Source organism: Cupriavidus sp. YR651 (assembly GCF_900101625.1).
GTDB lineage: Bacteria > Pseudomonadota > Gammaproteobacteria > Burkholderiales > Burkholderiaceae > Cupriavidus.
The window spans coordinates 508,568-530,751 of the sequence record NZ_FMYZ01000003.1; the positions used below are offsets into that span (position 1 = coordinate 508,568).

Here is a 22,184-nt window from a genome sequence, read left to right on the forward strand (position 1 = left end):
GCGCACGGATAACCGCCGTTTATCGGGAAATCAGGCCTTTTCATTGGCGCGCGACGGCGCCGGCGCATAGAGTCGTCCGACACTCGCGGCCACGCCGCATCCATTTCCAGGAGACTCCCATGTCGATGCAACCTTCCGGTCAACAATATATTGGCGGCGCGCGGTGCGCGGCCGGTTCCACCGTGCTGCACAGTGTCGATGCACGCACGGGCGAGCGGCTGCCTTACGCGTTCCATGAGGCCACGGTCGACGAAGTCGACGCCGCGGCCCGCGCCGCCGCGGCCGCCTATCCTGCATTCCGCGCGCTGGCGCCCGAGCAGCGGGCCCGCTTCCTGGACGCCGCGGCGGATGGCATCGACGCACTCGGCGAGGATTTCATCGGGCTGGTCTGCCGCGAGACGGGGCTGCCCAGTGCGCGCATCGCGGGGGAGCGCGCACGTACCAGTCATCAGTTGCGGCTGTTCGCGGCAGTGCTGCGGCGCGGCGATTTTCTGGGCGCGCGCATCGATCTCGCGATGCCGCAACGGTCGCCGCTACCGCGTGCCGACCTGCGGCAGTACCGCATTGGCGTCGGTCCGGTAGCCGTGTTCGGCGCCAGCAACTTTCCGCTTGCATTCTCGACGGCCGGCGGCGACACCGCGTCTGCGCTCGCCGCCGGCTGTCCGGTGGTGTTCAAGGCCCACACGGGGCACATGGCGACGGCATCGGTCATCGCCGACGTCATGGTGCGTGCCGCGGAGGCCACGGGCATGCCGCGCGGAGTCTTCAACATGATCTTCGGCGACCGCGTCGGCGAGCATCTGGTCAGGCATGCCGAGATCCGCGCAGTGGGATTCACCGGCTCGCTGCGCGGCGGCCGAGCGCTCTGCGACATGGCCGCCGCACGGCCGCATCCGATTCCCGTCTTTGCCGAGATGAGCAGCGTCAATCCGGTGATCCTGATGCCGCACGCGCTGGCGCGCCGCAGGGCGGCGATCGCGGCGGAGCTTGCCGCATCGGTGACGTTGGGTGCCGGCCAGTTTTGCACGAATCCGGGTCTCATCCTCGGCATCCGCTCGTCCGCGCTGGACGTATTTGTCGAGCACTTCAAGGCGAGCATCTCCGCCGCACCCGCGCAGACGATGCTCAATGCCGCGGGCCTGCAACACTATGAGGCAGGCGTGCGGAGGTTTGCCGATACGCCCGGCATGGCCTTGCTGGCCGCCGCGCCGTCGCAACCCGGGCAGGCGTCCGCCGAACTGTGGCAAGCCGATGCGGCATTGCTGTTCCAGCCGGAGGGACGTTTGCAGCAGGAGGTGTTCGGGCCCTGCACCGTCCTGGTGGAACTTGATGACGCTGCCCAGCTTCAGCGTGCGATTGACGCCTTGCAGGGGCAACTCACGGCCACGCTGATCGCGGAGCCGGAGGACCTGGCCGATGCCGCGCCGCTGGTTGCAGCGCTTGAACACAAGGCGGGACGGCTGCTCGTCAACAGCTATCCGACCGGTGTCGAGGTGTGCGACGCGATGGTGCACGGTGGTCCCTATCCTGCGACGTCCGATGCACGTGGGACCTCGGTGGGAACGCTGGCGATCGATCGCTTTTTGCGGCCGGTCTGCTTCCAGAACCTGGATGACGCGTTGCTGCCGGCTGCACTCCAGAATGCCAATCCGCTTGGCATCGACCGGCTGGTGAACGGCGCGCGCACGCGCGGCCCGATCGTCGGCTAGGCGCGCTGCGCCCGCGCCATGGCGGCGGGCGGTGCCATTATTGACTCGGCGTCAAATATATTTCGCCGATATGCGGCTTAATCCGCAAGAGTGAACGAGGCAGACTCCAACCATTCCCAATGTTCCCAATTGGCCCCATACACAGGAGTTTTCCCATGAGCATCCCTTCATTTGGCGTTGGCACCTTCCGCCTGACCGGCCAGGCCGCCGTGGATTCGGTGCGTAACGCGCTGGAACTCGGCTATCGTGCGATCGATACCGCGCAGATCTATGGCAATGAGGCCGACGTCGGGCAGGGCATCGCGGAGGCCGGTGTGAAGCGCGACGGGCTGTTCGTGACCACCAAGATCTGGACCGAGCACTACGCCGCCGACAAGCTCGTTCCGAGCCTGCGCGACAGCCTGAACAAGCTGCGCACCGACTATGTCGACCTGACGCTGATTCACTGGCCGGCGCCGGGCAACGGCGTGGCACTGTCCGAAACCATGAAGGCGCTCGCCGAAGCCAGGGCGCTGGGCCTGACGCGGCAGATCGGCATCTCCAACTTCAATATCGAACTGACCCGGCAGGCGATCGAAGTGGTCGGCAAGGGTGAAATCGCCACCAACCAGATCGAGCTGAGCCCCTACCTGCAGAGCCGCAAGCTGACCGCGTTCCTGAAGGAACAGGGCATTGCCGTGACGTCGTATATGACGCTGGCCTACGGCAAGGTGCTGCAGGACCCGGTGCTGGCGCGGATTGCCGCCCGGCACGAGGCCACCGTGGCCCAGGTGGCGCTGGCGTGGGCGCTGCAACTCGGTTACGCGGTGATCCCGTCGTCGACGAAACGAGAGAACCTGGCGAGCAACCTGCTGGCGCGCGAACTGAGGCTTGATGCGGATGACATGGCGGCAATTGCCCGGCTGGAACGCAATGGCCGCGAGGTGAGCCCCGAGGGTCTGGCTCCGGATTGGGATTGAGAGGAAGCCACGATGTCCGTATCCACGATGTCCGAAGCACGCACGCCGCTGTTCGAGCCGTATGGGCTCGGCGGCCTCGAACTCCCCAACCGTATCGTCATGCCGCCGATGACGCGCTCGCGCGCGAGCCAGCCCGGTGACGTACCGAATGCGTTGATGGCCGAGTACTACGCGCAACGCGCCAGCGCCGGCCTGATCGTCAGTGAAGGCACCTGGATTTCGCCACTCGGCAAGGGCTATGCATGGACGCCCGGCATCCACACGCCGGAGCAGGTGGCAGGCTGGCGCCAGGTCACCAGTGCCGTGCACGCCGCTGGCGGGCGCATTTTTGCCCAGCTCTGGCACGTTGGGCGCCTGAGTCATATCAGCCTGCTCGACGGCCACGCACCGGTGTCGTCGTCGGCCATCCAGGCGCAAGGCGTCAACGTGTTCATCGCCGAACGCGATGGTACGCCCAGCTTCGTGCAGGCGTCCCAACCGCGCGCGCTCAGTGTCGAAGACATCCACGCGATCGTCGACGACTTCCGTCAGGCTGCACGCAATGCCATGGCGGCCGGCTTCGACGGTGTGGAACTGCACGCGGCCAACGGCTATCTGGTGAACCAGTTCATCGACTCCGAAGCCAATGACCGCACCGACGAATACGGCGGTGCGCTCGACAATCGCCTGCGCTTCCTGGGCGAGGTGGCGCAGGCGCTGGTCGAGGGGACGGGCAGCAAGGACCGCGTCGGTATCCGCCTGGCACCGCTGACGACACTCAATGGCTGCGTCGATGCCGACCCCGAGACGACCTATACCGCCGCGGCGAAGCGGCTCGGCGAGATCGGCGTGGGCTACATCCATATCGCCGAGGCCGACTGGGATGACGCCCCGCATATGCCCACCGCATTCAAGCAGCGGTTGCGCGAGGTCTATCGGGGCACGCTGATCTACGCCGGCAAGTACACGGTGGAGCGCGCAAACGCCGCGTTGCGCGAAGGCTGGGCCGACCTGATCGCCTTCGGGCGTCCGTTCGTGGCCAACCCGGACCTTCCAGAGCGCCTGCGCAAGGGCGCCGCCCTTAATCCACATGATCGGGACACGCTGTTCGGTGGCGGTGCGCCCGGTCTGACCGACTATCCGGCACTCGCCGCCAAGGCAGCCTGAGCGGAACGAAGGAAATCCACGATGAAAACACTGACAAGACTCGCCCCGGTGCGCGACAAGGCGTGGGCGTTCCAGTTCGTGCGCGGCCAGCCGCAGTACGTGGGCTCCACGCAAATCAACATCAACCCGGTGACCATCCGATGAGCAATCCAATGACTTCCGACCGACCGCCGTTCGCGGGCCGCGGCTTTCGCGTCGACTACGACGGCCTCTCGGCGCACAACCTCTACGCCGAGGATGGGCGATCGATCCGCTACGCCATTGTTTCAGGCCCCTACGCAGGCGCGAGCGGGGAGGCGCCCTGCGAATGGCGGCAAATTGCGGAGGGCGTCTACGCAATCTCGTGGCAGGAAGCCGATGGCGCGACCGTGGTGCACGTCGACGACTTCGCCAACGGCCGGTCCATGGCGTTCTTCACCGCCGCTGACCGGACGTTCTACCGGATGCAGGGACCCCTGACCGCACTGGCCGACATGAATGGCGCGTAAGGCGCCCCACACGGAAACCGTCTGGCGAGCGTATATGCTGTTTGCATGGCACATCACGACCTTGACCGGTACAGCGGAAAGCGTGATTTCCGCATCACCACGGAACCCTCCGCGACGGGGCGCGGGAAGCGTGGGAAATCGCACCAGCTTCGCTTCGTAGTTCAGAAGCACTGGGCCAGGCGACTGCACTACGACTTTCGACTCGAGCTTGACGGCGTATTGGTGAGTTGGGCTGTCCCCAAGGGGCCAAGCTTCGACCCGACAGAGAAGCGGATGGCGATCCACGTGGAAGACCATCCGCTCGACTATGCAAACTTCGAGGGCACGATCCCACCGAAGCAGTATGGCGCGGGTACCGTCATCGTCTGGGACCACGGGACATGGGAGCCCGTTGGCGATCCACATGCCGGCATGGAAGCCGGGAAGCTGGAGTTCCTGCTGCACGGCCAGAAGCTTGCGGGTCGTTGGGAACTCGTGCGCATCTCCAGGTCCGATGGCGCGCACGACCAATGGATCTTGTTCAAGAAGCGCGACCAATGGGCGCGATCGCTGGCCCAGTTCGATGTCATCAGCACCTTCCCTGACAGCGTCATAGCGCATCCGCTTGGCGCGCTCGAAGCGCCGAAAATCGTCGCGAATGGGGCTGCGGCCGCAGGAGCCTCTCTGGTCAATGCAAAGCGGTCAAAAACGCCGGCGCATCTTTCCCCACAACTCGCAGTGCCCACGACGTCTTTGCCGAGTGGAGGCAACTGGATCATCGAAGCAAAATTTGATGGATACAGAGTTCTGGCCAGAATCATCGATTCCAGGGTGACCTTGTTGACGCGTGGAGGCGAGGACTGGACGAACAAACTGAAAGGCGTCGAATCAGAGATCGAGAAGCTAGGTGTCTCCGAGGGGTGGATAGACGGCGAGATCGTTGTTCTGCGCGACGGCGTGCCAGACTTCAATGCCTTGCAGAATGCGATCAAGGGCGAGGGCAATAACGACATCGTCTACTTTGTCTTCGACATTCCCTACTGGGAAGGGAAGGACCTGAGGCGTACGCCGCTGAGCATGCGGCGTGCCCATCTGGCGCAACTGGTCGAAGGAAAAGCTGACCGGGTGCGTTTCAGCGAGAGCTTTGAAGCGCCGCCCGCGCAAGTTTTCAAGTCCGCATGCGAGCTTGGCCTGGAAGGCCTGGTGCTCAAGCGTGCCGATTCTGCTTATACATCGACGCGAAGTCCCGACTGGATAAAGGCCAAGTGCAAATTGAGACAGGAATTCGTTATCTGTGGCTTTGGCGATCGGGCAGGGTCACGAGCTGAGGTGGGTCGGCTTCTGCTTGGTGTCTACGATCAAGGCAAACTTCGATTTGCCGGTAGTGTTGGTACCGGCTGGACCGGCAAGACGGCTACCGAACTGCGGGAGAAGCTCGAAAAGCTGCAAGTCAGCAAGGCGGCTTTCGATGCGTCGGAAATGACGGGCACGCGCTGGGCGCAGGGCAATGCTGCTGCGACGCATTGGGTGAGGCAAAAATTGGTTGCGGAGGTGGAGTTCTCCGCGTGGACACGAGATGGCCGCGTTCGTCATGCCTCATTCAAAGGTTTGCGCAGTGACAAGTCGCCGAAGGATATCCGTCAGGAAGCGGTTCAAGTCGATACCAACGTGTCTCGCAGCGCGGTGAACGTGACGCATCCCGAACGAGTGATCGACTCCGCAAGTGGCATCAGGAAGCTCGATCTGGTTCGATACTATGAAAGCGTGGCGGAGTGGATGCTCCCCCATCTTGCTGCGCGTCCAGTCGCATTCTTGCGCGCACCGGACGGTATCGGGAAGGAGGTCTTCTTCCAGAAACACCTCGAATCGAGCCGGCTGTCAGGGTTGACCGCGCATCCGAAATCATTGTGGCCTGGACATGGCGCCTTGCTGACGGTCGATTCAGCGGATGCCCTCGCCGCTGCTGCGCAGCTTAACGCGGTCGAATTTCACACGTGGAACTCGACGGTTGCCGCGCTTCGTTATCCAGACCGCATTGTCTTCGACCTTGATCCGGGCGAAGGTGTGTCGTGGCGGCACGTCCTGGAGGCGGCGCAGCTGGTGCAAGGCTTCCTGACCGAGCTGGCGTTGAAAGCATGGCTCAAGACCAGCGGGGGGAAAGGCCTGCACGTTGTCGTCCCACTGGCTCCGGAGTTGGATTACCCAACGGTCAAGGGCTTTTCACACGCTGTGGTGTGCCATCTGGCAAAGGTGCTTCCCGAGCGCTTTGTCGCCAAATCGGGAGCCGCCAACCGCAAAGGCAAGGTGTTCGTGGACTACCTTCGCAATGGCCTCGGGCAAACGACAGTCGCCGCATTTTCGGCCCGGGCCCGCCCCGGCATGGGGGTATCGATGCCCATCTCGTGGCGCCAACTCTCTGACCTGAAGGGCCCGGACGATTGGAACGTGCGTAATGCGCGCGAGTATCTGAGCTTCCAGCGCACCGATCCCTGGCGCGATTACTGGAAGACGGCTCAGACGCTGACGGTTGCGATGGAACGCTTGGGCTGAACGAGGCGCCGCCCTCAGTCGCCACTCCAGCCACTCCAGCTTATGCAGCGCACGCCGCGCGCGGAATCGAGAGTCATCCTGCATGGTCGTCGTCTTTACCGCCTTTGTAATTCCTGACCGCCCCTGAATAAAGCGATTGCCAGCCATTGTTGCGCCGCACACGCACGCACACCGGGTGCCGGGCGATTTCCACACGGGAAACCCTTCACGCGCGCCACCGGGAACGGGATTTGCGACATCCCACGAGGAGACTCACACCCTCGCACCGCGTCACATCGCGCGGGAGGCAGCGAGTCCCGGAGGCCGCGGCGCGACATTCCCGTCCGTTCCGGGCGCAAACAGGAAGACACGGCGATGAAATCCCTGAAAAGCATTGGTTCGCAGGTCATCGTGCTGACGGGCGCCACCAGCGGGGTGGGCCTGATCACGGCGCGCAAGGCGGCGGCGTTGGGCGCCAGGCTGGTACTGGTGGCCCGCAGCGAGGATTCCCTGCAACGGCTGGCGGAAGAACTGCGCGAGTCGGGCACGGAAGTCATTATCGTCAAGGCCGACGTGGGCAACCATGAGGACGTGGCACGCGTGTCGCAGGCGGCCATCGAGCGCTTTGGCGGATTCGATACCTGGATCAACAACGCCGGGGTGACGATCTTCGGCCGGCATGACGATGTGCCGCTGGAGGACCAGCGCCGGCTGTTCGACACCAACTACTGGGGCGTGGTCCACGGATCGCTGGCCGCTGCGGCGCATCTGAGGCAGAGCGGTGGCGCGATCATCAACATCGGCAGCGAGGCCTCCGATGGGCCGCTGCCGTTGCAGGGCGCCTACGCGGCATCCCAGCACGCGATCAAGGGCTTTACCGATACGCTGCGGCTCGAACTCGAGCAGGAGCGGGTGCCGATCTCGGTCACGCTGATCAAGCCGGCCGGCCTCGATACGCCCATCGTCACGCACGCCAAGAACTTCCTGCACGTGGAACCTCGCCTGCCGCCGCCGCTTTACGACCCCGCGCTGGCTGCGGACGCCATCCTGTTTGCCGCCGCGCATCCGCGCCGCGACATGTTCGTGGGGGCATCCGCCAAGGCCTTTTCCGCCGCCGCCTATCACGCGCCGCACACGTTCGACCGATTGATGCGCCGGTTCATGGGACGCGCGCAGCAGACGCGCGATCCCGCAGGCCCGCGCGAGGACAATGCGCTGTACGACGCCGGCAACGGCCTGAGAGAACGCACGGGCAGCCGGCGGGCGCTGCAGTCGTGTGCCTATACGACGACGGCAAGGCATCCGCTGCTGACCACCGCGCTGGTGGTGGGTGCATCGGCGGCGATGGCGTGCATGATGCAGCTGCGGAGTCGGCGTTAGCGTCGATAGCGACAGTAGCGCCGATAGCGCCGATGGAACCAGCGCAGACCGCACCGCTCACGCGCGGACTAGCACCGCCACGGGCAACCCCACCAGCACGTCCTTCATCCACAGGCAGCCCGCATGGGCGCTGACCGCGTGCCCGGTCAGGACGTCCACCCAGTTGCCTTCGACGTGCAGGCCGGTATCGCCCCAGCACTGCGGCGGAATGCGCGGCAACGCCGGGTCCGCATGCCGCGCCGCCAGCCGCGTGGCGATGACGATGGCCTCGGACGTGCCGCAGCGGCGCGCGAACGCCAGCACTTGTGGCGCCAGCTTGCCATCGGCCGCCAGCCCTTCATAGGTGCCTTCCGCAAACAGCGCCGGCTGTTGGTGTCGCAGCTTCAATACCGCGCGAATCACCTGCTGCTTGATGCGGCCGTCGCGCCAGTGCTGCAACCAGTGCGACCAGCCTCCGCGACATTCCAGCTGCGACTGCAGCCGCGCGAAGTCCGGCGCGCGCCGGTTGTCGGGATCGACCAGGCTGAAGTCCCAGCCTTCGTTGCCCTGGTAGCGGTCCGGGACGCCAGGTGCTGTCAGCTGGATCAGGGTCTGGGACAGGCTGTTGATCGCCGCCGCCGGGCCGATGTGGTCGGCAAACTGGCCGATGCGCTCCAGCACGCTGTCCGGTTCGCCGCTGGCGAGCGCCGCGAGGAAGGCCTCGCTGGCGGACTCGTAGGCGGTATCCGGATGCGTCCAGCTGCCGTGCCGCTTGGCCTCGCGGATCGATTTCCGCTGCCAGGCCAGGATGCGGTCGACGAACGCGCGCTGGGCGTCCTCGGCCTGCAATGCGCGCGGATCGGCGGGCCATGCGCCCAGCAAGGTCTGGTAGAGCATGATCCGGTCCGCTCCGTCCGGCCCTCTGGGCGAAGCCACCAGCAACGGCGCCAGACGGGCTTCCCAGTCCGCGATCGCATCGGCCCATTCGCCGGCCAGTTCGCTCAGCACGGCCAGCCGCATGCGAGCGTCCTCGCCGCGCTTGTGATCATGCGTGGCCACGGCCAGCATTGAGTGCGGATAGCTGTCGCGCCGCGCCGCCATGCGCGCGTGAAAGCGTTCGGGCGCCAGCGCCAGCGTGCCCGGGGAACTGCCCACCTCGTTGCGGGACAGCAGCCGGCCGTAGCGGTAGAAGGCGGTGTCCTCCGTCGACCTGGCCGCCAGCGCCGGCATGATCTGCTGGAGCTTCGTGCGTAGCTGCGCCGCGCGCGTATCGGGCCGGGCGTCGCCGCGCAATTGGTCCAGGATGAAGTCGAGGGCGGCGGCTTCATCGGGCGCCAGATGCGTGCGGGCGGTGTCCGCGGCGGCGGGCACCGTCGCCGTGTCGTACGCGCTGTCGCGTACGGCTTCGTTCGACGTCGCGAAGTAAGTGCGATAGACCGGAAACGCCACAAGGAATGATGTCAGCGCATGGCGCAGCGCGTGATACGGGAGGTCTCGCGTGGTGGGCGCCTCGCGGGCCAGTTCGTGCAGGCGCGCGCAGACGGCGTCGAGTTCGGTGACGAGTTGGCGCGCCAGCACGCGGTGCCGGCAGGCGCCCACATAGTCCGCAAACGGACGGTTGTCCCCGCTGATGCGCATCCAGAGCGAGGTGAGCGGCGCCTCGCCGGCGGCGTCATGGAGCACCGCGCTCACGTCGTTCATGAAGTCGTAGCCTGTGGTGCCATCCATGCGCCAGTCGGCGGGCAGCGGCTCATCCTCGGCGAGGATTTTTTCCACCACCAGCCACGGATGCGCCAGCGCGCGCGCGGCGGGTCGGCCGGGGCGCAACGTATCGAGTCGCTCGCGCACGCGCCGGCAGTAGCCGGCCGGGTCCGCCAGCGCGTCCACATGGTCGATGCGCAGGCCATCGATCCAGCCCTCGCGATACAGGCGGAATATCAGCGCGTGCACGGCTTCGAACACGTCGTCGCATTCCTCGCGCACGCCCACGAGGTCGTTGATTTCGAAGAAGCGGCGCCAGTTCAGCTCGGTTGCGGCGGTCCGCCACCATGCCAGCCGGTAGTGCTGCCGTTCGAGCAGCGCATGCATGGCGTCCGGGCCCGACGGGATTGCCATGTCGAGCGTGGGCTCGGCCAGCGGCAGGTCGTGATCGCCATAGCGCAGTGTGACCTGCCCGTCGCCGGTGCGCACCAGCGCGATGCCGCCGGCGGTCAGGGTCTGCCAGTAGGCGTCGGCCAGGATCGGCAGCAGCACCTTGCCGTGCAATGCCGGATCGCGCGATTGCCAGTCGATATCGAAGTCGCGCGCGTGGCTGCTGTCCGCGCCGCGCGCCAGCACGTCGCGCCACCAGCCGTTGTGCGTGGCGCTGGCCGCCATATGGTTCGGCACGATGTCCACCACGATGCCGAGGCCCGCCTCCTGGGTCTGGCGGGCCAGTGCGAGGAAGCCGGCTTCGCCGCCCAGTTCCGGGTTGATCGCCGTAAAGTCGGTGACGTCATAGCCGTGCGTGGAGCCGGGCCGCGCCGTGGTGATCGGGGAGAGATAGAGATGGCTGACGCCGAGCCCCGCGTAGTAGGGCACCAGTGCCGCGGCGTCCGCGAAGGTGAATCCCGCGTGCAGTTGTAGCCGTGCCGTGGCGCGCGGAATGCCGGTGGGGTCGAGTTCGGTCATGGCGCTTGCAGGCAGGTCACGCAGCAATGTTCCATCAGCGTGCCGGCGCGCAACGTGGCGATGGCGCCGGGCTGGCTGGCATGCAGCATTTCCCCGGCATCGCCATCGCCATCCTGGCTGACGACGATGGGCTCCTCGCTGAAGTTGAGCCAGATCGCCAGCAGGCTGCCGTCGCCGAGCCGCCAGCGCGCCACCAGCGCCTTGTCGGCGAGGATCGTCACGCCGGCGGACTGGGCGCCGCGCAGGCGTGGCACGATTTCGTGCCGGCGGATCGACAGGAGTTCGCTGTAGTAGTGGTTCCACGCGCGGCAATAGCCATCGGTGTCGTCGCAGATCGGCCGCGACGCCTCGAACGTTTCCGGCGCGTTCGGATCGGCGATCTTCGCGGCCCGGTCGTTATCGCGAAATGCCGCAGTTGCGGAAAATTCCCGGCGGCGCCCGTCGCGCACGGCACTGGCCAGAGCGGGCGGGTGGTCGGTGAAATACAGGAACGGCGTGCGTGCGCCATGCTCCTCGCCCATGAACACCAGCGGGATCTGCGGGCAAAGCAGTTGCAGCGCCACCGCCGCACGCAGCGCATCCGGCTCCGCCAGCGTGGCCAGCCGTTCGCCAAACGCGCGATTGCCGGTCTGGTCGTGGTTCTGCAGGAACATCACGAACGCCGTGGACGGCAACCGGGCGCTGGGCTGGCCGCGCCGGATCTCGCGATCATGGGGGCCGCCATGGGAGCTGTCATGGGATCGATACGGTGACATCTCCCCCTGCCAGGCAAATCCCTCGGCCAGCACGCGCGCCAGATGGCGCAGCGGCGGCGTGCCGGGTGCTGCCGTCACGGCACCGGGCAGGTCGGCGTTGTACTCCTGGTAGTAGCCATCGTGCTCGCCGGTCAGCAGCACATGCAGCGCGTGATGGGCGTCGTCGTTCCACTGGGCGTCGTAGCCGGCGTGCAGCAGCGCCACGTCGTTGTGGTCGTTCTCGAGCACCAGATGCAGCTGGCGGCCGGGCAGGCAGTGGCGAAGCTGGCCCGCAAGCTCCGGCAGCCAGCCTTCGTCCCCGATGGCGTGCACGGCATCGAGCCGCAGCCCGTCGAAACGGAAGGACTCCAGCCAGTAGCGCGCGTTCTCGCTGAAGAATTGGCGGACTTCGGGCTGGCGGAAATCGATGGCCGGACCCCACGGCGTCTGGCGGTCCGCGCGGAAGAACGGGCTGGCGTAGCGGTGCAGGTAGTTGCCCTCGGGCCCGAAGTGGCTGTACACGACGTCGAGCAGCACCATCATGCCCAGCCCGTGAGCGGTATCGACCAGCGCGCGCAGTTCGTCAGGCGTGCCATAGCTGCGCTCCGGCGCGAACGGCAGCACGCCGTCGTAGCCCCAGTTGCGCGCGCCGGGAAACTCGGCCAGCGGCATCAGTTCGACGGCGGTGAAGCCCAGCGTCGACAGCCGATGCAGTTGCGCGGTGGCACCCGCGTAGCCGCCGCACAGTCCGACATGCAGTTCGTGGATCACCGCCTCGTGCCACGGGCGGCCGTGCCATGCCGCGTGTTGCCACGCAAAGCCCTGCTCCGGCGATGGCAGGCAAAGCACGCTGGCGCCATGCACGTCGTCGGCCTGCAGGCGCGAGGCCGGGTCCGGCACGATCGTGCCGTCGTCCAGCCGAAACCAGTAGCGCGCGTTGTCGCAGCAGGCCGTGACGGCATCGAACCAGCCCGCTTCCGCTTCCACTTGCGCCATCAGCATTGGCGACATGCCGGCGACCTCCAGCCGGACGGGTTGCCCCTGCGCGGCGGCATCGGGTGCCCAGAGCCGGAAGCGTATGCGGCCATCGGCCAGCCGGACCGGGCCGAACCGGTAGGCGTCAGCCCCCTCGCCGGCGCACGGCTGCTCCCGCGCGGCGGTGCCGAGCGTCTGCCAGTGCAGGGCGGGCTGGGTTTCCTTGCCGGGTGTCGCGGGGATCGCATGCATCATGGCGGGCTACCTTCAGGCTATCTTCAGGCGGACGTGGCCGCGCACCGGGTCAACGCGGGGGGCGATGCCACCTGTCGCTGGCATGGCTTGCGCCGCAACAAGAAGGATGTTCGCGTTCAAGATGAGCCTCCCGCTGCCCGTTTTCGATTGGGGGCGAACGCGCGTGCGACAGCCGTCGCTGCGCGGATGCGCCCGTCCTCGTGTTGTTGTCTTGCCCAACCCAACACGCCGGAACTGCGTTGCGAACACCATGCCAGACCTGCGGCCCGGACCCGCGCAGCGATCTGTCGCGGCTGCTGGCCAGGTGCATGTATAAGCTGCCAGCCACCATTGTAGAAACTGCGCGCGCGTGTGCGCATCGGAAAAATGGACATCCCCGCCTGTGCGCCAGCCAGCATCATGTCGGCATGGGTTCCTTGGCGCAGCCACGTGTCGGTGGATTCCACCTGCATGCCGTCGGCGATGCTCTGGTGAAAGATGCCATACTCGTAGCGGATGCCGTATCCCAGCGCGGGAGTCTCCAGCGTTGCCAGCGAGTCCCCACTACGCGCGCGACACTGGTATGAAACCTGCTGGGAGATGGGAGAGATGGACTCCCTGTCTCCGCTCACTGTTCCGAGGCCCATCATGACGAACCCTATCCCCCAAGAGCCCGTCCGCCGCCCGGACCATCGACCCGACCAGAGCCCCGACCACAACAAGGAAAAAGGGGACCAGCCGGCGCGCAACCTGCCCGACAAGCATCCGGTGCCACCGTCGGCCAGCGGACACGCCGGCTAGGCGAGGGCGCGGGCCCCCGGGCCCTGCCGGGCCGGCCGGGCGCGCAGCGCCATCGCGGCGTGCGGTCTTGTATCCTTTTCACGTAATCTCTGGCGTTCGTGCCGGCGGCGGAGGCCGTTGCCGGCACAACGAGCGCTATGATGAAAGCGGCGTGCCATGCCGGCGGGATGTTGCCGCCCCAGGCCCCCGGTGACTGCGCGGGGCGGGCGTCGGCAATGCCAACACCAGCGGCGGCGGGATGGCCGCAATACCCCAGGCTTCCAGGAAAAGCAGCGCTTACGCCATAAGAGAGAGTTTCCATGCCGGATCCGTGGACGTCGGACCTTGCACCGTCCCGCGATGGTGCGGGCACCGATGCGGTCGCACAAACTGACGGGGAACGGGCTGCGCGAGCGTACGCCATGCTCGACGCCGTGGACGACACCGCCATCTTCGCGTTGTCGCCGGATGGCCGCGTGCGCGAATGGACCGCGGCCGCGCGGCGCGCGTTGCTCTATACGGCGGACGACATCGCCGGACAGCATTTCTCGTGCTTGCATACGCCCGAATCCATCGCCCAGGGCGAGCCCGGCCGCTGGTTCGAAGCGGCCCGCGCCACCGGCCGGGCCGAGGACAAGGGCTGGCGTGTGCGGCGCGACGGGAGCGTGTTCTACGCCAGCGCGGTGATGACGGCCATCACCGGCCCCGACGGCCAGCCGGACGGCTTCGCGGTGGTCTGCCGCGACATCACCATCCAGTATGCGGCCGAGGAAAACGCCAGGCTGGCCGAGGCGCGACGGCTGCTGCTGGCGGACACGCTGCACGACCACGCGATCTGCGAACTGAGCACCGAGGGCGAGATCCGCGAATGGAGCCGCGGCGCGGCCGGCATCTTCGGCTACTCCCGGCAGGAGGCGGTTGGCCAGCCGTTGTCGATGCTGTACGCGCGGCCGGACGTCGCCGCCGGCAATGACCTGGCCGTGCTGAACGACGTGCGCGCCACCGGCCAGTGGGAGGGCGAAGATCGTTTGCAGCGGCAGGACGGATCGCTCGTCCGCTGTCTGATCCGGGCGGTGTTGTTGCGCGATGCGGCATCCTGTCCGACCGGCATCCTGTGGGCCGCGCGGGATATTTCCGATGCAGCGCGGCTGGAGGAACTGGAAGGGGCCAGCCGGCGCGTGCAGTCCTTCCTGGCCATCCTGGCGCACGAACTGCGCAATCCGCTGGCGCCGATCCGCAATGCCGTGGATGTCATCCGCCTGACACCTGCGCTGGATGGCCGCATCCACCGTTGCGCGGAAATCATCGGCCGCCAGATCCAGTTGCTGACCCGGCTGGTGACCGACCTGATGGACGTGGGCCGCGTCACCGCTGGAAAACTCAGGGTGCAGCCGGTGCCCACCTTGTACAACGAGATCGTGACGGCCGCCGTCGAGGCCATTCGCCCGGTGCTGGACGCGGCGGGCCATAGCCTGACGGTGACGCTGCCGCGCGACCCGCTCTTCGTCAATGCTGATGCGGCCCGTCTGGGACAGGTGCTGGCCAACCTGCTGAGCAACGCCACCAAGTACACCCCGCGCGGCGGTGCGATATCGGTGCATGTGAGCGCCGAGGACGGCAACGTCATCACCGCTGTTGGCGATACGGGCCAGGGCATTGCGCCGGATGCGCTTGACCGCATCTTCAACCTGTTTTCGCAGGAAGGGGAGGACGGCAGCGCGCGCGGCGGCCTCGGCATCGGCCTGGCGCTGGCGCGTGCCGTCGTGGAAGCGCATGGCGGCGCCATTCAGGCCCGCAGCGCCGGCGAAGGGCAAGGCAGCACCTTCACGGTGATGCTGCCGGAGGTGGAGATGGACGGCGCCAGCGTAACGCGCGCGGTCTCGGCGGATTGCACCGGCCAGCGCATCCTCATCGTGGACGACAGTCCGGATTCCGCGGACAGCATGGCGGCGCTGCTGACCGTGCTGGGGCACGAGGCGCGGCCCGCCTACAACGGCATGGAAGCGCTGGCGCTGGCGCGCAGCTTTGCGCCCGACGTGGTGCTACTGGACCTGGAAATGCCGGACATGAGCGGCTTCGAGGTGCTGGCGGCGCTGCGCGCGGACGACACCGCGGCGGCGTCGGCCAGACTGCGCGTGTTCGCGCTCACCGGCCGGGGCACGGCGGAGGATCGCCGCAGGACCAAGGCGGCGGGCTTCGACGATCATTTGGTCAAGCCGCTGACGATCGACGCGCTGTGCCAGGCTCTCGCGGGCGAGAGTCACAACTAAGCCGCTGGCTGCGCGGCCGTCGTCGCACGCCATCCAGTCTGGTTGCGTTGCGGCAAGGGATGGCGACGGATACCTGCCTGATGAATTCCCTGACGAATCAGCCAAGTCAGAACGACACGATGCAGTGCGCGGGCGCGGCAGGAATGCACTGCGTCACACCCCATGCGGCAGATGGCAGCGCTCGCCCCGGCGGCGCCGGTCGAACATGAAACTCGCGACTTCACACGACCGTTTGGCTTGCCGTGATCACCTTGACTGCCTTTACTTCACAACACGGGGGAATGATTCCTTGTCGCCGCAGACTTGCGGCAGCAAGCCGGTGTTCTTGTGACTTCAACGGAGGTCCAAATGAGCTATCACCTGGAAGGTCGCCTGCTCGAGGTTTGCAATTGCAATGTCCTGTGCCCGTGCTGGATTGGCGAAGACCCGGACAATGGCACCTGCGACACCATCGTCGCGTGGCGGATAGACAAGGGAACGGTCGATGGCGTCGACGTCGGCGGCAATACCATCGCGGCGGTGGCGCACGTGCCGGGCAACATCCTGCAAGGCAACTGGACTGCCGCGATCTTCGTGGATGACAAGGCCTCCAAGGCGCAGGAAGAAGCACTCCTGAAGGTGTACACCGGGCAGGCCGGCGGGCCGGTGGCGGACCTCGCCAAGCTCATCGGCACGGTGGTGTCCGTGGAGCGGGCGCCGATCACCTTCACGGTGGTGGCGGGCAAGGGCACACTCGAGATCGGCAAGGACTACTACGCCGAGCTTGAACCCTACCTCGGCGCCACCGGCGGGCAGACCACGCTATCGGATACCGTGTTCTCGACGGTGCCGGGGGCGCCGGTCTTTGTCGGCAAGGCCCCGACCTATCGCTCGAAGAACGCCGCGATCGGCATCGACCTCGACATCAAGAACCACAACGCCCTGCAAAGCACGTTCGTCTTCGACGCATGAACCCGACGGCAGGCCCGGCGCCGTCCGGCGCCGCGCGCCATCATCGCGTGTTCCTGCCGATCCTGGTGGCACTGATCGCGCTGGCGTGGGCGACGTTGTGGGCGTGGACGCGCAGTCCGTACGGGCGCTATCTGGAACACGGTGACTGGACCGCGTCCGGGCCGGCGGCGTTCCTGTGCCGTGTGGTTCCCGCCGGCGATGTGGTGGTGCCGCTGGTGCTGTACGCCGCCGCGTGGATTCTGATGACGGCGGCCATGATGCTGCCGACGACCTTGCCGTTGTTCAACGCCTTCGACCGGTTGACGGCCCAGCGCCCGGACCACGCGCGGCTGCTCATGTTGCTCGCCCTCGGCTACATCACGGTGTGGGGCGCCTTCGGGCTGCTGGCGCACGCCGCGCACAGTGCGGTGCTGTCGCTGTTCGCCAGCGTGCCCGCGCTGGCCTGGCATGGCTGGCTGATCGGCGCCGCGATCATTGCACTGGCCGGCGCATTCCAGTTCAGCCGGCTCAAGTACCAGTGCCTGGAAAAGTGCCGCACGCCGTTGAGCTTCGTCATCGAGCACTGGCGCGGGCAGGCGCAAGCGTGGCACGCGTTTGCGCTGGGCACGCTGCACGGCCTGTTCTGCGTCGGGTGCTGCTGGGCACTGATGCTGTTGATGTTCACGCTCGGCACCGGCAGCCTCGGCTGGATGCTCTTGCTCGCGGCCGCCATGGCGATCGAAAAGAACGTGCGCTGGGGCCGGCGGCTTAGCGCACCGCTCGGTGTCGCCCTGTTGTCGTGGGCAGTCGTCCTGGTGACGACTCATGCGTGACTATCCGGCGCGATAGACATCCAGCCGGTTATAGAGCGTCTTCAGGCTGATGCCGAGCGCGTGGGCGGCCTGCCGCTTGTCGCCATTGAACCGGGCCAGCGTGGCGAGGATGATCTCGCGCTGGGTGTCCGCCAGCGTCGTGCCCACGCGCACGCTCACCACGCCGTCGACCGTGGTGGGCCGTGGCGGCTGGTTGGCCAGGGTGGGATTGCCGATCTCCACCTGCTGATCGGCCAGGATGTAGGCGCGATAGACCGCATTCTTGAGCTCGCGCACGTTGCCCGGCCAGTCGTAGCGCGTCAGCCGCTCCAGCGACCCCGCCGAGAACGATTTGTCCGTTTGCTCCATGGCGTTGAACTCCGCCAGGAAATGACGGGCCAGCGGAACGATGTCCTCGGTGCGTTCGCGCAGCGGCGGGATATGCAGCGGGAAGACGGCCAGCCGGTAGAGCAAGTCCTCGCGCAACTGGCCGTTTCGCACGGCCTCCATCGGGTCCCGGTTGGTGGCCGCCAGGATGCGCACGTCGCTGACTAGCTGGGCGTCGCCGCCCACGCGATGAAACGTCCGGGACTCCAGCACGCGCAGCAGCTTGATCTGCATTTCCAGCGGCATTTCCGTGACTTCATCGAGGAACAGCGTGCCGCCCTGTGCCTGCTCGAAATACCCCGCCTTCTGTTCCAGCGCACCGGTAAAGCCACCTTTCTCGTGGCCGAAGAGCTCGGATTCGATCAGCGTCGGCGCGATGGCGCCGCAATTGACCGCCACGAACGGACCGGTGCTGCGGCTGCTGCGCTCGTGCACGGCACGGGCGACCACTTCCTTGCCGCTGCCGCTTTCGCCCACGGCGAGCATCGTCACGTCCGTTGCCGCCACGCGGTTGAGCTGGGCGATCAGGCGCTGCATGGCGGGCGAGGTGCTCTCCCATAGCAGGGATACCTGGGCGGGCGCGGCGCGGCGCCCCGGCACGCGAGGTGGCGGCATGGCCCGTCCGGGGAGTAGCGTGGCGGTGGAGGACACGAGGTTTTCGCTTGGGCCGGCACGTGCATCTCCCGCTTCGGGAGGGGGCGTGCAGGCGCGTCGCATGGGTGGAAGATGGTTACCATGCTATCTGCTCGGGGCGAGGGTGGCTACCGCCCGGGCCGCTGTCGCGGCAAGGTCCGACACCTGTGTCAGACGAACACTGGCATAACGGCCCTGGCGGCGTCGCTAGACTTCAGCATGACTTTCCGTACAGTTGGGGAACAGTTGCCCGTGTTCCGGGCGCGTAGTGTTGTGCGTGGCGTGGAGGACGCAACCGAGGACGCAACCGAGGTTGCAACAAGCGCCTGCAGCGACATGACCATGACTATCAGAACCATCAGACTCCGGACTCCGGATCGACATTCCACTGGACTCACGGGGACAAACGGACGCCGACGGACCCTATGCCACACATCCTGATCGTTGATGACGACGAAAACGCCTGTGCTGCGCTGGCGGAGATTGTCGCGATCGAAGGATTTTCCTCCGCGACGGCCGGCAGTCTGCGCGAAGCCCGCCTGCAGATCGGCTGGCGCATGCCCGATGCCGTACTCGCCGACTTGCGGTTGCCCGACGGCAACGGCATGGAACTGTTCGAGGAAGTGGGCTCGGCCGGCGTCGAAGTGATCCTGACGACCGGCTACGCCAGCGTGGAAAGTGCCGTGGAGGCGCTGCGCCTGGGTGCCACCGATTACCTGGTCAAGCCGATCAACGTGACGCGCCTGCAAACGGTGCTCAAGCGGATTGCCACCACCGGCGAACTCAAAGCCGAGATTCATTCGCTGCGCGGCGAACTGCGCCGCTATGGCCGCTTTGGCCGCCTGCTGGGCGGGTCCGAGGCCATGCAGGCGGTCTACGACCAGTTGAGCAAGGTGGGGCCGACCGAGGCCACCGTGCTGCTAACAGGCGAAAGCGGCACCGGCAAGGAACTCGCTGCCCAGACCGTGCACGAATTGTCGGCGCGCCGGCGCCAGCCGTTCCTGGCGGTGAACTGTGGCGCGATCTCGCCGACGCTGATCGAAACCGAGATGTTCGGCCACGAGCGCGGCAGCTTTACCGGCGCGGACCGCCAGCACAAGGGCTATTTCGAGCGGGCCGACGGCGGCACGCTGTTCCTCGATGAAATCACCGAGATGCCGCTCGAATTGCAGGTCAAGTTGCTGCGCGTGCTGGAGACCGGCACCTTTATGCGCGTGGGCACCAATCGCGAATCGCATGCCGATGTGCGCGTGCTGGCGGCGACCAACCGCAACCCCGAGGAGGCGGTGGCGGAAGGCAAGCTGCGCGCCGATCTCTATCACCGCCTCAACGTGTTCCCGATCGAGCTGCCGCCGCTGCGCGCGCGTGGCGACGACGTCGTGCAGATCGCCAATACGATGCTGGAGCAGCTCAATGCGGAGCAGGGCACGCAGCGGCGCTTTTCCGGCAGCGTGCTGGAAAGCCTGCGTATGCACGCGTGGCCCGGCAACGTCCGCGAACTGCGCAACTTTGTGCAGCGCGCCTACATCATGGCCGACCACGATGTGATTGCCGAGGTACAGATCCCGTTGCAGGTGGCGGCGGCGCCGTCCGCCGCCACGGCGGTGGTGTCGGTGCCGGTGGGGATGTCCCTGGCGGAGGCCGATCGCCAGCTCATCTTTGCCACGCTCGAGCAATGCGCGGGGGTAAAGAAGCATGCGGCGGAAATTCTGGGCATCAGTTTGAAGACTTTGTACAACCGGCTGGAGGACTATGCGGCCAAGGGCGAGTTGCCGGAATGGCTGCGCGCCTCGCGAAACGGTGACGCCAGCCCGCCTGCCGCCTCGTGAGCGGCGGCGCTGATGGGGGGCGTGACACGGAATCCGCCGCGCGGCGGCCTGCGGTGCACGATTCTTGCGTGGCATCCATAACATGAGCGGTTCCAGGCGAGTTCCGTTTGTGACAACTGGCTGGTTTGCGGATCACTAAACATGGCCGACGCACCGAGCTCTTCCTCCTACTCTCCGCCGGACGGCGCCCAGGCAGACGCGGAGCTGCCGCTTGTGCGCAGCATTGCCGAGGTGGCGGCCCTGATCGAGCAGGCCGCGCACGACTTGCGCTCGTCGCTGAACGCCATTCAGAGCTGGGGCTACGTGCTGGACCGCTCGATCGATTCGCTGGCGGCACCTGCGCAGCGTGCGCTGGACGGCATCCGCTCTGGCATGCAGCAGCAACTGGCCCTGATCGAGGAAATGGAAGAGGCGGTGCGGTTGCTGGCCGACGAGCGCGCCCCGGCGTGGCAGGGCACGGACTTGCGTGCCGCCGCCGAACAGGCGATTGCCGACAAGCGTGGCGCCGCCGAGGCGCGCGGCGTCATCCTGGGGACGCTGGAATGCAAGAGTGCGGATGGCGCGGACTTCCGCGTCGATAGCGACGCGCTGCGTCTGGCGCCGCTCATGCGTCATTTGCTGATTCACTGCATCTGGCGGGCGCAGGCGGGCGGTTCCGTGAAGGCCTATCTGACGGCCGAGGCCGATTTCGTGAAGTTCCGGATCACCGAAAGTCCGCCCATCGAACGTGCCAGGGGCGCCTCGCGCCTGGCCGCGCTGACCGATTTCTTCGGGCGCCGCGCGCCCGAGGATGGCACGCATTCTCCCCGGCAAAGCACGGCACTGCTGCTGACGCGGCGCATGGTGGAACTCCACGGCGCCATGCTTACCGCCGAGAACGACAACTGCGATGCCGACAATGTCACCGTGTGTATTGCCGTGCGATTTCCGCGCAAATCGGCCGCCTGAGATGACGTGTGTTGGCGACGCCGCCAGTCAAGGCTGCACGCCGTCATGCCACGCCATCGGGCGATCGGCAATTTTTACCATCGCGCGCACGATCTGCAACGGCAGGGGCCGCGCCCGTGTGCGCCCGCTTGTACAGCAGTCCGTGCTGTGCGCCACGGCCGGTCTTACGCGCCTGCGCCTCGTGCAGGAAGTCTGGTGTCCGGGTCTGGCTGGCCCACGGCTTGCATGAGTTGGCATCGGAGCCCGCTTGGCTGGGCCCGGATTCGATATCGCGAAATCGCAAAAGGAGAGATGCCATGTCAAAAGCCCACGCCTCCAAGGCCTCGCACAAGCCATCGGCTCGTCCTCATGGCAAGACCTCCGAGAAGGCCGCCGCGGGCAAATCGGTCGACAAGTCCGCCGACAAGTCCGCCGACAAGCGCAAGAGGACCTATCAGGCCGCCGTGGACGAGTCGCTCGACATGACGTTCCCGGCCAGCGATCCGATTTCCCCGAGTGCGGCCATGCATGCCGAGAAGAAGACCCAGACCAAGCGCGACGATGTCGACTGGACCCTCAAGCGCGGCAGCGAACATCAGCCCGCTGGCGCGAAGGCCGCGGCCGATAGAAAGGGTGCCACCGACAAGGGCGCGGGAAAGGCTGGCGGAAAGCATGGCAAGTAGTGTCGCGGCACGCGGGTGATTGTGCGGTTGAATACGCAGGTGATTACGAGGGTGATTGCGCGGTTGATTGCGGATAGCACCTGCCGCCACATTGCGGCATCGGCCACCTCCATGCAGTCACCCCGGGGCCAGCCAGGTGCCGCCAAGTGCA

17 protein-coding genes and 1 pseudogene are annotated in these 22,184 nt (G+C 66.5%); 14 read left to right on the plus strand and 4 right to left on the minus strand.

The features are described from left to right. The first annotated feature begins 119 nt into the window (after positions 1 to 119). From BLR29_RS12035 to BLR29_RS12060, 7 genes are all read left to right on the plus strand, one after another. Positions 120 to 1,709: an aldehyde dehydrogenase (NADP(+)) gene (locus tag BLR29_RS12035; protein WP_218132686.1), complete on the plus strand. Its 1,590-nt coding sequence runs from the start codon at positions 120 to 122 to the stop codon at positions 1,707 to 1,709. Positions 1,710 to 1,864: 155 nt separating this feature from the next. Further along, complete coding sequence (dkgB, locus tag BLR29_RS12040) at positions 1,865 to 2,668, plus strand: 2,5-didehydrogluconate reductase DkgB (RefSeq protein ID WP_092137179.1); 804 nt, start codon at positions 1,865 to 1,867, stop codon at positions 2,666 to 2,668. Positions 2,669 to 2,680: 12 nt separating this feature from the next. Next, a complete protein-coding gene (locus tag BLR29_RS12045) occupies positions 2,681 to 3,814 on the plus strand; it encodes an alkene reductase (protein WP_369804584.1) in 1,134 nt (377 codons plus the stop codon). Positions 3,815 to 3,835: 21 nt separating this feature from the next. Continuing rightward, positions 3,836 to 3,958, plus strand: coding sequence for a hypothetical protein (locus BLR29_RS31930; protein WP_255371202.1), 123 nt, complete (start codon positions 3,836 to 3,838; stop codon positions 3,956 to 3,958). Between the two features lie 8 nt (positions 3,959 to 3,966). Beyond that, positions 3,967 to 4,302, plus strand: a complete 336-nt coding sequence (locus BLR29_RS12050; protein ID WP_092137180.1) for a MoaF-related domain-containing protein — start codon at positions 3,967 to 3,969, stop codon at positions 4,300 to 4,302. 45 nt (positions 4,303 to 4,347) lie between these two features. Further along, a complete protein-coding gene (gene ligD, locus BLR29_RS12055; RefSeq protein ID WP_092137181.1) occupies positions 4,348 to 6,831 on the plus strand; it encodes a DNA ligase D in 2,484 nt (827 codons plus the stop codon). Between the two features lie 354 nt (positions 6,832 to 7,185). Further along, on the plus strand, positions 7,186 to 8,190 hold the full coding sequence (locus tag BLR29_RS12060) for an SDR family oxidoreductase (RefSeq protein WP_092137182.1): 1,005 nt from the start codon (positions 7,186 to 7,188) through the stop codon (positions 8,188 to 8,190). A 57-nt stretch (positions 8,191 to 8,247) separates the two neighbouring features. Here BLR29_RS12060 and treY read toward each other — a convergent pair whose 3' ends face one another. The 3 genes and pseudogenes from treY to BLR29_RS12075 all read right to left on the minus strand — a co-directional run. Then, on the minus strand, positions 8,248 to 10,839 hold the full coding sequence (treY, locus tag BLR29_RS12065; protein ID WP_092137183.1) for a malto-oligosyltrehalose synthase: 2,592 nt from the start codon (positions 10,837 to 10,839) through the stop codon (positions 8,248 to 8,250). Continuing rightward, positions 10,836 to 12,803 carry a malto-oligosyltrehalose trehalohydrolase gene (gene treZ, locus BLR29_RS12070; protein WP_092137184.1) on the minus strand — a complete coding sequence of 656 codons (1,968 nt, stop codon included), beginning with the start codon at positions 12,801 to 12,803 and terminating at the stop codon, positions 10,836 to 10,838. The genes treY and treZ overlap by 4 nt, the downstream gene beginning before the upstream one ends. Before the next feature lie 413 nt (positions 12,804 to 13,216). Beyond that, positions 13,217 to 13,342 (minus strand): annotated as a pseudogene (locus BLR29_RS12075) (glycogen/starch/alpha-glucan phosphorylase); the annotation flags it as partial. Positions 13,343 to 13,430: 88 nt separating this feature from the next. Here BLR29_RS12075 and BLR29_RS32415 point away from each other — a divergent pair. The 4 genes from BLR29_RS32415 to BLR29_RS12090 all read left to right on the plus strand — a co-directional run bounded on the left by BLR29_RS32415 (position 13,431) and on the right by BLR29_RS12090 (position 17,595). After that, positions 13,431 to 13,583, plus strand: a complete 153-nt coding sequence (locus BLR29_RS32415) for a hypothetical protein (RefSeq protein WP_176860926.1) — start codon at positions 13,431 to 13,433, stop codon at positions 13,581 to 13,583. Positions 13,584 to 13,984: 401 nt separating this feature from the next. Beyond that, positions 13,985 to 15,832, plus strand: a complete 1,848-nt coding sequence (locus BLR29_RS12080) for a PAS domain-containing hybrid sensor histidine kinase/response regulator (protein WP_255371203.1) — start codon at positions 13,985 to 13,987, stop codon at positions 15,830 to 15,832. A 348-nt stretch (positions 15,833 to 16,180) separates the two neighbouring features. Continuing rightward, positions 16,181 to 16,783, plus strand: a complete 603-nt coding sequence (locus BLR29_RS12085; RefSeq protein WP_092137186.1) for a DUF1326 domain-containing protein — start codon at positions 16,181 to 16,183, stop codon at positions 16,781 to 16,783. Then, complete coding sequence (locus BLR29_RS12090; protein ID WP_092137187.1) at positions 16,780 to 17,595, plus strand: DUF2182 domain-containing protein; 816 nt, start codon at positions 16,780 to 16,782, stop codon at positions 17,593 to 17,595. The genes BLR29_RS12085 and BLR29_RS12090 overlap by 4 nt, the downstream gene beginning before the upstream one ends. Here BLR29_RS12090 and BLR29_RS12095 read toward each other — a convergent pair whose 3' ends face one another. Beyond that, the gene (locus BLR29_RS12095) at positions 17,596 to 18,576 is read right to left on the minus strand and encodes a sigma-54 interaction domain-containing protein (RefSeq protein ID WP_092137188.1); all 981 of its coding nucleotides are present in this window, start codon (positions 18,574 to 18,576) and stop codon (positions 17,596 to 17,598) included. It lies immediately after the preceding gene. Positions 18,577 to 19,019: 443 nt separating this feature from the next. On the opposite strand from BLR29_RS12095, the gene BLR29_RS12100 reads away from it, so the two are divergent. From BLR29_RS12100 to BLR29_RS32840, 3 genes are all read left to right on the plus strand, one after another. Further along, the gene (locus BLR29_RS12100) at positions 19,020 to 20,423 is read left to right on the plus strand and encodes a sigma-54-dependent transcriptional regulator (protein ID WP_092137189.1); all 1,404 of its coding nucleotides are present in this window, start codon (positions 19,020 to 19,022) and stop codon (positions 20,421 to 20,423) included. Between the two features lie 141 nt (positions 20,424 to 20,564). Further along, the gene (locus BLR29_RS12105; RefSeq protein ID WP_255371204.1) at positions 20,565 to 21,371 is read left to right on the plus strand and encodes a sensor histidine kinase; all 807 of its coding nucleotides are present in this window, start codon (positions 20,565 to 20,567) and stop codon (positions 21,369 to 21,371) included. Between the two features lie 296 nt (positions 21,372 to 21,667). Next, the gene (locus BLR29_RS32840) at positions 21,668 to 22,033 is read left to right on the plus strand and encodes a hypothetical protein (RefSeq protein WP_255371205.1); all 366 of its coding nucleotides are present in this window, start codon (positions 21,668 to 21,670) and stop codon (positions 22,031 to 22,033) included. Positions 22,034 to 22,184 lie beyond the last annotated feature (151 nt).

Excerpts from the sequence above, each read along its gene's own strand:
- BLR29_RS12035 (WP_218132686.1), top strand. The coding sequence starts at position 120 with ATGTCGATGCAACCTTCCGGTCAACAATATATTGGCGGCGCGCGGTGC.
- BLR29_RS12085 (WP_092137186.1), top strand. The coding sequence starts at position 16,181 with ATGAGCTATCACCTGGAAGGTCGCCTGCTCGAGGTTTGCAATTGCAAT.
- BLR29_RS12050 (WP_092137180.1), top strand. The coding sequence starts at position 3,967 with ATGACTTCCGACCGACCGCCGTTCGCGGGCCGCGGCTTTCGCGTCGAC.
- BLR29_RS12105 (WP_255371204.1), top strand. The coding sequence starts at position 20,565 with ATGGCCGACGCACCGAGCTCTTCCTCCTACTCTCCGCCGGACGGCGCC.
- BLR29_RS12090 (WP_092137187.1), top strand. The coding sequence starts at position 16,780 with ATGAACCCGACGGCAGGCCCGGCGCCGTCCGGCGCCGCGCGCCATCAT.
- BLR29_RS12045 (WP_369804584.1), top strand. The coding sequence starts at position 2,681 with ATGTCCGTATCCACGATGTCCGAAGCACGCACGCCGCTGTTCGAGCCG.
- BLR29_RS32840 (WP_255371205.1), top strand. The coding sequence starts at position 21,668 with ATGTCAAAAGCCCACGCCTCCAAGGCCTCGCACAAGCCATCGGCTCGT.
- ligD (WP_092137181.1), top strand. The coding sequence starts at position 4,348 with ATGGCACATCACGACCTTGACCGGTACAGCGGAAAGCGTGATTTCCGC.
- BLR29_RS31930 (WP_255371202.1), top strand. The coding sequence starts at position 3,836 with ATGAAAACACTGACAAGACTCGCCCCGGTGCGCGACAAGGCGTGGGCG.
- treY (WP_092137183.1), bottom strand. The coding sequence starts at position 10,839 with ATGACCGAACTCGACCCCACCGGCATTCCGCGCGCCACGGCACGGCTA.
- BLR29_RS12060 (WP_092137182.1), top strand. The coding sequence starts at position 7,186 with ATGAAATCCCTGAAAAGCATTGGTTCGCAGGTCATCGTGCTGACGGGC.
- BLR29_RS12100 (WP_092137189.1), top strand. The coding sequence starts at position 19,020 with ATGCCACACATCCTGATCGTTGATGACGACGAAAACGCCTGTGCTGCG.
- BLR29_RS12095 (WP_092137188.1), bottom strand. The coding sequence starts at position 18,576 with ATGCCGCCACCTCGCGTGCCGGGGCGCCGCGCCGCGCCCGCCCAGGTA.
- dkgB (WP_092137179.1), top strand. The coding sequence starts at position 1,865 with ATGAGCATCCCTTCATTTGGCGTTGGCACCTTCCGCCTGACCGGCCAG.
- BLR29_RS12080 (WP_255371203.1), top strand. The coding sequence starts at position 13,985 with ATGCTCGACGCCGTGGACGACACCGCCATCTTCGCGTTGTCGCCGGAT.
- treZ (WP_092137184.1), bottom strand. The coding sequence starts at position 12,803 with ATGATGCATGCGATCCCCGCGACACCCGGCAAGGAAACCCAGCCCGCC.
- BLR29_RS32415 (WP_176860926.1), top strand. The coding sequence starts at position 13,431 with ATGACGAACCCTATCCCCCAAGAGCCCGTCCGCCGCCCGGACCATCGA.